The sequence below is a fragment of the Geobacter sp. OR-1 genome, from assembly GCF_000813145.1.
Lineage (GTDB): Bacteria > Desulfobacterota > Desulfuromonadia > Geobacterales > DSM-12255 > Geoanaerobacter.
The window spans coordinates 32,663-46,328 of the sequence record NZ_BAZF01000017.1; the positions used below are offsets into that span (position 1 = coordinate 32,663).

Genomic DNA, 13,666 nt, shown 5'->3' on the forward strand with positions numbered 1-13,666 from the left:
AGGTGGTGCATTGATTTCCGGAGCATATATCAGATGAAAACAGCGGTAACCATAGCATTTTTCTGCGCCGGCGGCGGGCTCACCCGCTATTATCTCTCCGGATGGGTCTACAGCCTGATGGGCCGGACCTTCCCCTACGGCACCTTTGCCGTCAATATTATCGGCGCGTATTTCATCGGCCTGATCATGGAACTCGGCATGCGCAGCAGCGCCATACCCGACACCCTGCGCCTGGGGCTTACCGTTGGTTTCCTGGGAGGCCTGACCACGTTCTCCACGTTCAGCTATGAAACCTTCAAGCTTCTGGAAGAGGGCCAGCTGCTGGTGGCTTTTGTCAATGTGCTGGCCAGTGTGGCAGTCTGTCTTGCGTTTACCTGGCTCGGGATAATCACCATCCGCTCGATTTCATAAAGGAGAAGGCAAATGACAAAACTGGTTGGCGAGCATCTGCTGATGCGTATTTTCATCGGAGAGAGCGATCGACACAACCACAAGCCGCTCTATGAAGCGTTGGTGGAGCTGCTACGCCAGGAGGGATTTGCCGGGGCCACGGTACTGCGTGGGCTTTGTGGCTTCGGGGCGCATAGTGTCTTTCATACGCAAAAGCTCCTTGACCTCTCTGCCGATCTCCCGATTATTGTTGAGGTCGTCGACAGCCAGGAGAAGATCGACGCCATCATGCCGCGCATTGATGCGATGATGGGGGGCGGTATGATTACCCTGGAAAAGGCCACTGTTATCCGCTACACCCATGATCCCCAGAAAAAATAAGCCACCCTTGCCTTGAGGCGGGGGTGGCTTACTCTCTTGGTCCTGCTGCCAGTTAAAATCGCCTACACTATGAGCATCTTAACGAGGAGATAGCCTACCCCACATCCTGTGCTTACGCCGATGAGGCCGGGGATGATGAAGCTGTGGTTGAGGATGTATTTACCGATGCATGTCGTGCCGGAGCGGTCGAAGTTGATGCAGGCCAGGTCGCTGGCATAGGTAGGAAGGATGAAGTAACCGTAGCTGGCGGAAATGAAGGCAATCATCATCAGTGGATCCACACCGAGGCTGACCCCCAGGGGTGCCATTGCGGCGATGGCCGCAGCCTGGCTGTTAACGAACTTGGAGACGACAAACAGCACGATGGCGTAGCTCCATGGCTGGGTAGCCACGATACCCGCGAGGCTCCCTTTCAACAGTTCGAAATGCGCTTCGAAAAAGGTGTCGGCCATCCAGGCCACCCCGAAGATGGAGATGACGGCAACCATACCGGCCTTGAATACGGTGCCGTTGGGGATATCCTTGGTGTTCACCTTGCAGAACAGCACTATGAGTGCTCCGGCGGTCAGCATCATGATCTGGATCGCCAGGTTCATGGAGAGCACCTTTGTTTTTCCGGCAACCGCAAAGACCGGGCGTAATTCCGGGAAGGCGCCCAGGACAACCACGGCGGCGATGGCGGCAAAGAAGATCCAGGTGGCCCAGTAGGCTTCTTTGGGGAACACTTTGTCCAGCAGGGTGGCGGATTCGCCGTAAATGTACTCTTTCTGTTCCGGGTCCTGCAGCTTTGCCTGGAACTTGGGATCATTTTCCAGGTCCTTGCCACGCTTGAGGCTCCAGAGTGCCATCATTATTACACCGCAGAACGTGGCGGGGATGCCGATGCTCAGCAGTTGCAGCAAGCTGACCGGATGGGTGGATTTTGCCAGAATGGCGACCAGCGAGACGACAGCCACGGATACGGGAGAGGCGCAGATCCCCATCTGGGATGCAACGGATGCCGCGGCCATTGGGCGTTCCGGACGGACCCCCTCCTTGATGGCGATGTCGTAGATGATGGGGAACATCGTGTAAACCACGTGGCCTGTGCCGCACATGACGGTAAGGCACCAGGTCGTGATCGGGGCGAGAATGGTTATGTACTGGGGATGCCGGCGCAATATCTTTTCTGCGAAGCGCATCATCACGTTGAGACCTCCGGCGGTCTGCAGCACCGACGCGCAACCGAGGACGGCCATGATGGTAAGCAGCACATCCACCGGGGGCTTGCCGGGTGCGAGATGGAAGACAAAGGCAAAGACGAGGAGACCGGCGCCGCTGATGAGCCCGAGACCGAAGCCTCCGTAACGGGTGCCCACCAACAGGCATGCAACGATAACCAGAAATTCGAGTGCGATGATGTAATCCATGGCCAATCCTCCTTATTCAGCCGTAAAGCTGATTAGTGCGAACTCTTTAAGTTATGGAGAGCACAGAGAGTGCCAGCCCGGCATGTGTTCGTAACACGCTGATTATGTTAGTTAAATTGCGCGAAAATGGTCACAAGGCCAATTTAACCCTCATAACCAAAGGCTATGGCGAATAAGGGATATTATTGATAACTAATTGATTTTAAACAGTATGGATGGGATATAGCCGGGGGTTATGATTATAACCTTGGTTATGGGGGTTGGATATTTGGGATGGCTTGTCCGGCTCAGGACTGTCGCATCTTCAACCGTTTGGAGAGCGCCGGCTGCGAGATGCCAAGCAGGCGCGCCGCAAGTGTCTGGTTACCGCCGGACCGGTCCATTGCCTCCATCACCAGAAGAGCGGCCGCGTCGCTGAAGGTCGGAAGGTCGGCAAAGCCGGCAAATGGGTTCTGGCGGGGGGGTGATGCCTGTGGTTCACTGCTTGGCAGGGGTTGTCCGACCGCTTTGATAAATGAGTCCATGGAAAGCATCCGGTCGCGATGGATGCTTACGGCATCGTAAACTATCGCCTTGAGTTCGCGGACATTGCCGGGGAATCTGTAGGTCGCCAGCAACTGGGCCAGTTCCCGCGGCGGGGTCGGCTTCTTTTTCCCCAGCTCCTTGGCCGCTTCTCCCAGAAAATGGTCCAGCAGCAGCGGGATGTCGCCTGGCCGTTCCCGCAATGGCGGCACGTGCAGCTGGTGGGTGCGGAGCCGGTAGTAGAGATCGCGCCGGAATACCCCTGTTGCCTCCTTTTCCGCCAGGTTCTGGTGGGTGGCGGCGATGATCCGCGCTTTTAGCCGCCTCGGCTGATCGCAGCCGATCGGGAAAAATTCCCCCTCCTGCAGCAACCTGAGCAGCTTGACCTGGGAAGGGATGCTGAGATCGCCGATTTCGTCGAGGAACAGCGTACCGTCGGCCGCCTCTTCGATCATCCCACGCCGGAGCTGGTCGGCTCCGGTAAAGGCCCCCCTGACATGGCCGAACAGGGTGTCGCTGAAGACCGTGTCGTCCAGCCCTGCGACATTGACCGTTACCAGTTTGCCCCGGCATCCGCTCAACTGGTGGACCGCCTGGGCGATGAGCTCTTTGCCGACGCCGCTCTCCCCGGTTATCAGCAAAGGCTGCGGGCTTTTGGCCACTGCCTCGGCATAGGCAAAGACGTTCAGCATTGCCCGGTCGCCGGTAACGATGGCAATAAATGCCTCCGGATGGCGCAGTTCACCTGAGGCGAAGCGGTTGGACATCTCCAGGTAATCCCGCTGCATCTCCTTCATCCGGACCGCCCGCAGTACCCCGCCGACGATCCGGTCCTCTTCGTCGGTCTTGATGAAATAATCGAACGCCCCGAGCTTCATGCAGCGCACCGCAGTTTCCAGCTGATTGAGGCCGCTGACGACTATGCAGGTGATCTCCGGGAACTGCTCGCCGATCTGCTTGAGCAGCTCCTCGCCCGACAGATGGGGCATGGTGAGATCGAGGAGCACGAGACCGATCCCTCCTCCGGCAAGGAGGCCAATCACCTCCCGGCTGTCCTGGCAGGTGGTGACATTGGTCAGCCCGGCGCAGCTTCGCAGTGTCAGGGACAGCGATTTCAGCCAGGCCGGTTCGTCATCCACCAGGAGAATGCCGAAGGCGGGATAGGATTGCTGGTTCACGTCTCCTCCTCTGTAATTACCGGCAAAGCCAGGGTAACGGTGGTGCCGCTGCCCGGGGTCGAATCGAAAAACAGCCGGCCGCCATGCTCCTTGATTATGCCGTCGGATACCGACAGGCCGAGACCGGTGCCGCCGCTCTCCCGCTTCGTGGTGAAAAACGGGTCGGTCAGGCGTGACAGGTTTTCGGCGGTAATGCCGACCCCTTCGTCGCGCACCGTCAGAATGGCGCTGGTAGTGGCGCGGTTGCAGCTGGTGGCGATAAATATGCCCCGCTCGCTATCCGGCAGGGCCTGGCAGGCGTTGAGCACCAGGTTGATCACCACCTGCTCGATCCGCTGGTTGTTCCCCCTGACCGGCGGTATATCCTCGGCATAATCGACCTGCAGCCTGTTTGTTGCTTTGCGGACCGTCGGCTCAACGAGCCGCAGCGCTGTCCGGACAACCGTGTTGAGATCAATGGTCTCTTTATCCCCCAGATCGTCCCGCCGGGCAAAATCCTTCAGGTCGTTGACAATCCGCTTGATCCGCTTCGCCCCATCCTGCATCTCGTCCAGAATCCTCGGGATCTCCTCGCGCATCTCAGAATACGGCAGGCCGCCAAGGGTAAAATCGCCATGGCCGGCGTAATGCTCTTCAAGTATCCGTTCCGTATCGTTGTGAGCCCGTTTCAGGATCGGTACATCGAGAAGGATCAGCCCGGTCGGGTTGTTGATCTCGTGGGCGACGCCCGAAACCAGAACTCCCAGGGCCGCCAGCTTGTCGGCCTGGACCAGCTGCTGCTGGTTGCGCCGCAGCTCCTCTTCGGCATGTTTGCGCTCGCTGACTTCCCGGGTCAGGTCGGCAGTGCGCAAGGCGACCTGGCGGTGCAGGGTGCGCGACCAGAGGGCAAAGCCACCCAGCAGCAGCACCAGCGGCACTACGACTACTGCCCCGTACTTGGCTATGGAACGCCAGTCCACATGTTCCGGCTCCAGAACCCCGAGCCATTTGTTATAGATCAGGTCGTACTGGCCGGTCTTCCTGAGGATGGCCAGCCCCTCGTTGAAACGTGAGAGCAGTTCGGCATTGCCTTTCTTGACCGCATAGCCGTAACGATGGGTCGCCACGTTGCGCACGGCCGGAAAGAGGTTGGTCAGTTTCAGCTCGCGAATGATATACATCCCCGGAACGATGGCGACAATGGCATAATCGGTTCTCCCGGCAGCCAGGAGCCGCAGGGCATCCGCCGGGGTCGGCGTCAATTCCAGCCTCCCCTTGAAACCCTCTCGCACCAATAAATCGTGCATGATCCCGGCCCGGTGAACGGCCACCGATTTTCCTGCCAGTTCGGCAAACGAGTTTATCGGCGGTGAGTCACGCCTGGCAAAGACCGCGTGGTTGACCATGGCGTGGGGGAGGGAGAAATCGACCTCTCTCGCCCGTTCTTCGGAAAACGACATCCCTTCCAGCACATCAACGCGGCCGCTCTGCAAGGCTGAACGCATCTCCGACCAGCCGCTAAGCCGGAACTCGACCTTCATCCCCATGACCTCGGCAATGGCCCTGGTCAGTTCGACGTTGAATCCCGTTGGTTGGCCGTTTTGATCAATGAATTCATAGGGGGGATAATCCCGGTCGCCGCCGACAACGATCTCCCGGTCTGCGCCCGGTACGGGGAGGTTGGCCGCACCGGCACCGGCGGCGCACACTGCCAGGACAACCATGGTAATGGCCGGCCACAGCACGCTGGCAAGCATGCGCTGCATCACAAACCGATGTGCAACGATACGATAATGATCCACGGGCGCTTTTCCGGAAAATGAGAGATGAACTGGTACTAGGATATCCTAATTTTCATGCTTCGCCAGCCAAAGGGGGAAACTACGGAGAGGAAACAACTTGCGCGAACCAGAAATCCGGGAGACAATATTAAATAAATATAATTCGGCAAAATGACAAGAATGGCGCAGAAGAGTTAATAAAAAGAATAATTACCCGATAATAGAGGTAACGGGATACGGACATGGATAAGAATACCGAAACAGCACTGCAACAGCAGAAAGAATTTTATGAAAAGCTGCTGGATAGCTTGTCGGCGCCGACTTTTGTCATCGATGACGGGCATCGCGTGATTGTCTGGAACAAAGCCTGTGAGATGCTGACCGGCCTTCGCGCAGATGAGGTTGTCGGGACAACGGGACAATGGAAGGGGTTCTACGACCATGAGCGTCCCTGTCTTGCCGATATCGTTCTGGACGGACAGGAAGGGCTGTTATCGGGACTCTATAGCCAGTTCAGCAGGTCTCCTCTCCAGACGGATCTGCTGATGGCTGAGGGGTGGTACTTCTTGCGCAACGAGGAACGTTATATCTTCTTCAATGCCGCTCCGATCCGTTCTGCAACCGGTGAAATCGTCGCAGTAATCGAAACGCTCGAAGACATCACCGAACGCAAGCGTTCTGAGGATGAACTGCGTACGCTCTCCTATGCCATCACCCAGAGCCCGGTCTCCATCGTGATCACCTCACCCGAGGGGCTGATTGAACATGTGAATCCGAAATTCACCGAGGTTACCGGATACTCCGAGCAGGAGGTCATTGGCCGTAATCCTTCGGTGCTCAAGTCGGGGCAGACCAGCCTGGAGACTTACCAAGACCTTTGGGAAACAATCCTTGACGGCCGTGAGTGGCGGGGCGAGTTTCTCAACAGGAAGAAAAACGGCGAACTGTACTGGGAAGAGGCGATGATCTCGCCGATAAAGGGGCCGAATGGGGAGATAACCCATTTCATTGCGATCAAAGAGGAAGTAACCGAAAAGAAACGCCTTGAGGGTCAGCTCCGGCATGCCCAGAAAATGGAGGCGATCGGCCAGCTTTCCGGCGGCGTAGCTCATGATTTCAACAATATTCTGACAGCCATAGTGGGCTACGCCAGTATTCTTGAAATTAAATGCGAGCAAAGCGAGCAAGTCAACCGGTGCATAACCGAAATTATCCGCGCCTCAGAACGAGGCGCCAAGTTGACGAAGAACCTGCTGACATTCAGCCGCAAACATGCCGGTCCTTTGACGCCCATCGACATGAACGAACTGGTTAGCAGAATGGTGAAAATTGTTGGCGAAAATCTAGGCCCGGCCATCCGGCTCGAAACAAAAATCAGCGATAGCCCATTGCCGGTCAAGGCTGACAGCATCCAACTCGAACAGGCGATCATGAACATTATTGCCAACGCCAGGGAAGCTCTGACCGGTGGTGGTGCCCTTGCCATCGAAACCGAAGTCTGTCACCTGACTCAGGAGTCGATCAACCGGCTCGGTTATGGCCAGATCGGCGATTATGCGGTTGTGACCGTTGCCGATGACGGAACCGGCATGGACGAGGCGACACTTAAGCGGATCTACGAACCGTTCTTTACCACGAAAGAGATGGGTGGCGGCAGCGGTCTTGGTCTTTCCATAACTTACGGCATAGTCAAACGGCATAACGGGTTCATAACCTGTAGCAGTGAAAAGGGGCGAGGAAGCAGCTTCAAGATCTTCTTGCCAGCGATCTCCGGAGGAGAGCTAGGATGAATGAGGAAGAAAAAGGGTCAATAATGGTCATCGATGATGACCCCCATGTGTTGCACAGTGTATCAACGCTGCTCTCCATGGTCGGTTTCCGGGTTTACTCTTACGACAGCGGTGAAAGCGCTCTTGCTGCCATCGGGACCAACGCTGTGGACGTTTTCCTCACTGATATCAACATGCCGGGGATGAGCGGCATAGAGTTGCTGGAGGCGATCCGCCGCAGCGATACCGAGACCCCGGTCATTCTCATGACTGCTTTCCCTGAATTTGATGTAGCGGTATCCGCTGTGAAGAAGGGCGCCCACGACTTTATCATCAAGCCGTATAACGCCCAGTACCTGATTCATAGCGTCGAGAAAGCGGTTGATTTCAGGCGGTTGAAGGAGATTGAGAAAAATTACCGCCAGGAGCTTGAGCTGACAGTCCTCCAGCGGACGGCCGAGCTGGCGGATGCATTGTGCATGCTCAAAAACATGAGCGTGGAGACCATCGCGCGGCTTACCTCCGCGGCAGAACTCAGAGACGAGGACACCGGGCGTCATATCTCCAGGATCGGGCTCTATGCCGGGATGCTTGCACGAGAACTGGGCCAACCTGACGATTTCATCGAGACCATCACCGTTGCCAGTGCCATGCATGATGTCGGCAAGATCGGCGTTCCCGACGCAATCCTCCTCAAGCAGGGGAGCCTGACGGCAGAGGAGTTCGACGTCATGAAACGCCACACGGTGGTCGGCGAGAAGATCCTCCGGGGATCGTCATATCCCATGCTGCAAATGGCTGCCTCCATTGCGCTCAATCATCATGAACGATGGGATGGCACCGGTTACCCTCATGGCCTCAAAGGCGATCTTATTCCGATTGAAGGACGGATAGTCATGCTGGTGGACCAGTATGATGCCCTGCGCAGCAAAAGGGTGTACAAACCCGCCTTCAGCCATGAAAAGGCGGTAAGCATCATTTGTGAAGGGGATGGCAGAACCATGCCGGGCCATTTTGACCGCCGGGTGCTAGAGGCGTTTCAAGCGACTGTCGATAAGTTCGAGAATATTTTTGACAGCAACAGGGATTGAAAAGAGTGCGGCGGACCGTCTGATATCACAACGGGTCATACCTTACCCGGTGCAAACTCCACCAGCCACGGCCGCACCTTAAGCGGCACCTTGCTCTGCTGCAGCCGCAGATTTTCTCGCTCGCCAATCGCCAGGGTGGCAAAGTAACTGCGCCACAACTCCTGAAAACGCTCTTCCGCCACGGTCAGATCCGGATCGGCATGACTGGCCATGGGAAGAATCAGCCATTCCCGGCGCTGCCGGTCATGGAAAACCCCCTCGCCATGCTTGGTATCGTGTATTACCCACTGCTGATCGCTGAAACGGGCCGCGAAATGAGAAGCAATGAGCGGCAGAATCCGGTGGTCCGGGGCAATGGCGCTATAATAGAAGCCGCCGTTCACCTCCTGAAACCGGACAAAGCCCAGATACCGGTGCGCTTCGTGCCCCACCTGCTGGGCCAGTTTCCAGAACGGCGCCACGTGCTGATGTGACAGCATGGCGCTTACCTTTCGACCGACTTCCCATGCCAGCAGCAGATAGCGGCAGATCAGCAACTCCCGTTCCGGATGGCCGGCCAGAAAGACCTGGCTGATCCGGTGGTGGCACGCCGGCGTCAGACGTGCGATCAGCTCGGGCCAGAACTGTTCCACCAGCTGCTCATCCGTTTCAATGGCAATCACTTCGTAAAAGAGGCTCTGCTGAGGCGGCGGGTCCGTGCCGATGGCGTCCGGCAGGATGCGCTGCGGCACGAGTCTGGCCATGACCGTCAGCAGCCCGCTGAAACTGCCGTCGTAACGGTAGATGCCACCCATCACAACTCCCCGGAAATCAGGCTGATTGCATCTCCATGCGCCTCCGGCTGTGAAAACGGCAGTTCCAACTGGATTCCACCTTTCCGAACGGTCCCTCCCACCAACCGGCTGCGCAACAGGGTGCTCTCAATGGCGCATTCACCGGCGTAGCGGCCCCTGGCGGTAATGAAATAGCGTGCCCGCTTCAAAACTACGCCGAGCTTTGCCAGGTCGTCAATTCCCAGGTGACCCTGGCGCCGTGCCCTGAGGATGCGCTGGGCCGAGCGGACGCCGATCCCCGGAATCCGCAGCAGCACCTCGTAATCGGCTCGGTTGATCTCAACCGGAAATAGTTCCAGGTGCCGCAGCGCCCAGCCGGTTTTCGGGTCGAGATTAGCCTCCAGGTTGGGGCGCTCTTCATCCAGCAGCTCGTGGGCCTTGAAGCCGTAATAACGGAGCAGCCAGTCGGCCTGATACAGCCGGTGCTCACGCCGGAGCGGCGAATCGGGTAGGGCGGGAAGGCGGTTGTCGGTCATTACCGGAATAAAGGCCGAATAGTAGACCCGCTTCAGCTCCATTCGCTGGTAGAGCTGCTCCGACAGGGTCACGATCTGCCGGTCGGTTTCCTGGGTGGCGCCGACGATCAGCTGGGTGCTCTGGCCGGCAGGGGCAAAGCGCGGCACTTTTCGGGATTCCTTGCGTTCCGCCCGGTTGACGGTTATCAGCTGGTTTACCTGCCGCATCGGCTCCACCACGGCGTCGCGGCTCTTGTCCGGCGCCAGCAGGGCCAGGCTTTCCCTGGTCGCCAGCTCCAGGTTGACGCTCACCCGGTCGGCAAGGAGCCCGGCTTTCTGCACCAGGAGCGGATCGGCTCCCGGTACCAGCTTCAAGTGGATGTAGCCGTTGAACCGGTACTCCTCCCGCAGGGTTCGTACCGCTTCGATCAGCAACTCCATGGTATGGTCGGGCGAACGCACCACCCCGGTACTGAGGAAGAGCCCCTCGATGTAGTTGCGGCGATAGAAGCCGATGGTAAGTTCCGCGACCTCCGCCGGAGTCAGCAGCACCCGCTGCACATCGTTGCTGCGCCGGTTGACGCAGTAAGCGCAGTCGTAGACGCAGCTGTTGGTCATGAGGATTTTCAGGAGTGAGACACAACGGCCGTCACTGGTCCAGGTGTGACAGATGCCGCACGAAGCGGCGTTGCCGATGCCGTCCCTGTTCCGGCGGAAACTGCCGCTGGAGGCACAGGAGACGTCGTATTTCGCCCCATCTGCCAGTATCTTCAGTTTGTCCATCAGGTCAATAGTCGCCACAAGGCCAACTCCTTAGGCATGGTGGCTGAATAATAACAGGGAGAGATGACAGAATATGTCATTAGTATCAAGGCGCATGCCCAATTCGATTAAAATAATCGGATTTGCGCCGGCCCGGCTTTCTGGTTAACTTATTACATTGACCGGAAATTGGGAGGCCACATGAATAAGACGCTCGAACAGCTCCTTGATGATTCCCCCGACGCCATCCTTGCCGCGGACCAGGAAGGGGTCATCCGGTACTGGAACTCCGGGGCGGAGAGAATCTTCGGCCATGGCGCTGACTATGCCCTGGGAAAGTCGCTTGATATCATCATCCCTGAAAACCTGCGGGGCCGCCATTGGGAGGGCTACCGCCGGGTCATGGCAACCGGGGAGACCAAATACAAGACCGGCCTGCTTAGCGCTCCAGGGATCGACAGGGAGGGGCGCCGGGTGTCGCTGGAGTTCAGTATGGTCCTGCTTAAGAACGAGGACGGCACGATAGCGGGAAGCGGTTCGATAATGCGGAACGTGACGGAACAGCGAAATCGGGAGGTTGCTCTCAGGGAGCGGCTGAAAACGTGCGAGAGCGAACTCGGCCAGCGGGACGGCCGTTCCTGAGGGAATTTTTTTGCCGTAAAAACGATTTTACCGGCTCACTTCTGCAATGTTTGCTTGTTTACGATTTTCTCGAATGTGTCGAAGAGCTCTTTCTTGAACGTTCTGCCGGCTTCATCCTTCATGATCCGCAACGCTTCCGGATGCGGCGAGGCCTTGCGGTAGGGGCGCTCCGATACCAGGGCGCAATAGATGTCGCAGATCGCGGCAACCTGAGCCGACCGTGTGATGTTGTCCCCCTTGAGCCTGGCCGGATACCCTGACCCGTCCCATTTTTCGTGATGATGCCTGACGATGGTAAGGGAAATTTCATTGAAGCATCCCGCATTATTCAGCAGTTCATAACCTTTTTGCGGATGGGTTTTCACGATTTCGTACTCGATATTCGACAGCGCCTCCGGCTTTTCCAGGATATCTCCGGAGATCATTGTCATGCCGATGTCGTGGAGTATGCCTCCTACTCCCACATCCAGCATTTCGTCAGGAGAGATGTTAAAGGCCTTGTCGTGCACCAGCATGGTCAGAGCCGCCACTTTGACCGAATGCGACAGGATATAGAGCTTGTCGGCGGCGATTTCCTGAAATACGTCCAAGAGCGCTGCGGAGGAGGCGACATGTTTCATGAGGTTTTTGATCAGACTCTTGCACCGGCCAATGTTGGATGACAGCCCATGAGGCGATTCCATGACTTCGGCCACAAATTCCATGGAGGTTTGATACAGGATCAGGTTTTTGGATTTTTCCGAGATCGAATCGTCAGCCAGAAATGCCGTCAGATGCTCCTCAATATATGAGGTCAGATCCACTGAATCATCCATCTGCACATAGATGTTCTGCTTTCCGGTTCGTTCGAGCCGTTGCTGATCGGAGAGCGTGAACGGGCGGTCGAATGGTTTGTACAGTACGTAATTGGCACCGCTTCCCTTGGTGTAGAGTGCTATTGCGGGGAAGATATCGGGCAGTACGCATTCAAGCGGTATCGGTTTGAAGGAGTCTTCAGCCATTTAATGAATTCCCGGGAATAATTAGTGACGCTGAGGCGCGATATGCAAGGGGATTGAAACATAATGTCACCTTTCACGTTAATGTCAACCCATAGTATCTGACAGAATTAAAATTATCTTACCGGATAATTGTACGTCCCGATGGTCACCTGGACTTTGTTGGTCAGCACTACCGTACCATTGGTAATCGGGTCGTAACCGGCCGCATTCCGCCGGCGAGGGTAATGCCGGTGCGCGTCCTCATTGCACGATCACCGTGACCCCTGTAATGGCACTTCCCTTTTCATTGACCGCTTTGAGATTGGTCACGGAGAATGCAGTTGCTGCTGGCGCGCCTCCAGTCGCGGTGATGTTGCAGGTCAGGGTGGCCAATGTCCCAACGCTGAGGCCGCTGGTGTTGACGATGCCGATGGTTGCCGCTCCGTTTGCATACTTGGCGGCGAGCACCCCATCGGCCGGGAGTTTCAGGCTGCTGTCCAGGATGGCCGAGGTGGCGCTGTTGATGTTCAGGGTGACTCCGGGCGGCAGGACCAGGTTGAACTGGATACCCCTGATCGCTCCGGCGGCAATGGTTCCCTGCAGGGCAAGGGTATAGCTTTTGCTCAGGGTTCCGGCGTTGGCCACATTGGTTTCGGCGGTGTTGGTCACGCCGGTCCGGTTGTTGCTGTTGGTGGTTACAAAGGTGGTCAGGGCGGCCTGGACCGTGGCGACAGTGGCGGTGGACATGCCGCTGGAGGTGATGCCCTGGGCCAGGGTGGTCAGGGTATTCTCAAGGCTGGTCCCCGTATCCTTGGATACCTGGGACACTGTGGCCAGCGCCAGGGTATAGTCCTTCTGGGCCTGGGTGGCATCTGCCAGCGCAGTGGCGGTGGGGGCCACCGGCAGGGTGGTGACGATGTCCACCTTGAAGATCTCTGAGACCAGGGTATTGGCGGCAGTAATGGCCTCAGGGGTAAGGTTGTCCGCCTTCTGTACCGCCAGTTCGGTGAGCGCCGTCACCGGCAGGGATACGGTCCCCTGGGCCAGGGGGAGGGCCGCATGGATGGGAGCGTTGTCGGGCACGGTTTTGGTGGTGCCTGTGGCCTCGTCCAGGTAAGCGCCGCTGGCCTCGGCCATGACCGGCCCTACATAGCTGCCGATATCGGCGGAGTAATAACCCTGGTCGTTGGTGGGGACGGTGGCCAGCAGGGCGCCTTTTGTTCCGTTGACCAGGGCATATATCCTGACGGTGCCGTTGATGATCAATCCCTTTGAGGCGATACCGCTGACAATCGTATTAGCCGGTACGGTATTGGAACCTCCGCCTCCGCCGCAGGCGGCAAGGGTGAACAGTAACAGCAGTGATGATGCAATGCGCATAAATCTCTTCATACCATCTCCTCACATGTTTTTTGGCAACTTATCTGCGGCAATAACCACTCCCGTCTTCTTTAGGCCCCTTGGGTCCCCTTAAACCACGGGGAGGAGTTTGCC

Annotated in this window: 12 protein-coding genes; 5 read left to right on the plus strand and 7 right to left on the minus strand. The window is 57.2% G+C overall.

Annotated elements, in window-relative coordinates:
• The first annotated feature begins 33 nt into the window (after window positions 1-33).
• Both crcB and OR1_RS15490 read left to right on the plus strand, forming a co-directional pair.
• Window positions 34-411, plus strand: coding sequence for a fluoride efflux transporter CrcB (crcB, locus tag OR1_RS15485; protein WP_041972808.1), 378 nt, complete (start codon window positions 34-36; stop codon window positions 409-411).
• 12 nt (window positions 412-423) lie between these two features.
• Window positions 424-771: a DUF190 domain-containing protein gene (locus tag OR1_RS15490; protein WP_041972809.1), complete on the plus strand. Its 348-nt coding sequence runs from the start codon at window positions 424-426 to the stop codon at window positions 769-771.
• A 62-nt stretch (window positions 772-833) separates the two neighbouring features.
• Here the strand turns inward: OR1_RS15490 and OR1_RS15495 are convergent, their stop codons facing one another.
• From OR1_RS15495 to OR1_RS15505, 3 genes are all read right to left on the minus strand, one after another.
• On the minus strand, window positions 834-2,171 hold the full coding sequence (locus tag OR1_RS15495; protein ID WP_041972871.1) for an anaerobic C4-dicarboxylate transporter: 1,338 nt from the start codon (window positions 2,169-2,171) through the stop codon (window positions 834-836).
• A gap of 296 nt (window positions 2,172-2,467) precedes the next feature.
• Window positions 2,468-3,880: a sigma-54 dependent transcriptional regulator gene (locus OR1_RS15500; RefSeq protein WP_041972810.1), complete on the minus strand. Its 1,413-nt coding sequence runs from the start codon at window positions 3,878-3,880 to the stop codon at window positions 2,468-2,470.
• Entirely contained in the window at window positions 3,877-5,625 is a 1,749-nt protein-coding gene (locus OR1_RS15505; RefSeq protein WP_082002992.1) for a transporter substrate-binding domain-containing protein, read from the minus strand. The genes OR1_RS15500 and OR1_RS15505 overlap by 4 nt, the downstream gene beginning before the upstream one ends.
• A 257-nt stretch (window positions 5,626-5,882) precedes the next feature.
• Here OR1_RS15505 and OR1_RS15510 point away from each other — a divergent pair, with 257 nt between their 5' ends.
• Window positions 5,883-7,430 (plus strand): PAS domain-containing sensor histidine kinase, encoded by a 1,548-nt coding sequence (locus OR1_RS15510; RefSeq protein WP_052440523.1) that lies wholly within the window; start codon window positions 5,883-5,885, stop codon window positions 7,428-7,430.
• The gene (locus OR1_RS15515) at window positions 7,427-8,500 is read left to right on the plus strand and encodes an HD domain-containing phosphohydrolase (protein WP_041972873.1); all 1,074 of its coding nucleotides are present in this window, start codon (window positions 7,427-7,429) and stop codon (window positions 8,498-8,500) included. Before OR1_RS15510 ends, OR1_RS15515 begins: the two co-directional genes overlap by 4 nt.
• A 35-nt stretch (window positions 8,501-8,535) precedes the next feature.
• Here the strand turns inward: OR1_RS15515 and OR1_RS15520 are convergent, their stop codons facing one another.
• Complete coding sequence (locus OR1_RS15520; RefSeq protein ID WP_041972812.1) at window positions 8,536-9,294, minus strand: TIGR03915 family putative DNA repair protein; 759 nt, start codon at window positions 9,292-9,294, stop codon at window positions 8,536-8,538.
• Window positions 9,294-10,580, minus strand: coding sequence for a putative DNA modification/repair radical SAM protein (locus OR1_RS15525; protein ID WP_370543365.1), 1,287 nt, complete (start codon window positions 10,578-10,580; stop codon window positions 9,294-9,296). The genes OR1_RS15520 and OR1_RS15525 overlap by 1 nt, the downstream gene beginning before the upstream one ends.
• A gap of 171 nt (window positions 10,581-10,751) precedes the next feature.
• Between OR1_RS15525 and OR1_RS15530 the strand changes: the two genes are divergently transcribed.
• Window positions 10,752-11,192 carry a PAS domain S-box protein gene (locus tag OR1_RS15530; RefSeq protein WP_041972814.1) on the plus strand — a complete coding sequence of 147 codons (441 nt, stop codon included), beginning with the start codon at window positions 10,752-10,754 and terminating at the stop codon, window positions 11,190-11,192.
• Between the two features lie 35 nt (window positions 11,193-11,227).
• On the opposite strand, the gene OR1_RS15535 is transcribed toward OR1_RS15530, so the two are convergent.
• Window positions 11,228-12,193 (minus strand): HD-GYP domain-containing protein, encoded by a 966-nt coding sequence (locus OR1_RS15535; protein ID WP_041972815.1) that lies wholly within the window; start codon window positions 12,191-12,193, stop codon window positions 11,228-11,230.
• Window positions 12,194-12,433: 240 nt separating this feature from the next.
• Window positions 12,434-13,564: a hypothetical protein gene (locus OR1_RS15540; protein ID WP_052440525.1), complete on the minus strand. Its 1,131-nt coding sequence runs from the start codon at window positions 13,562-13,564 to the stop codon at window positions 12,434-12,436.
• Window positions 13,565-13,666 lie beyond the last annotated feature (102 nt).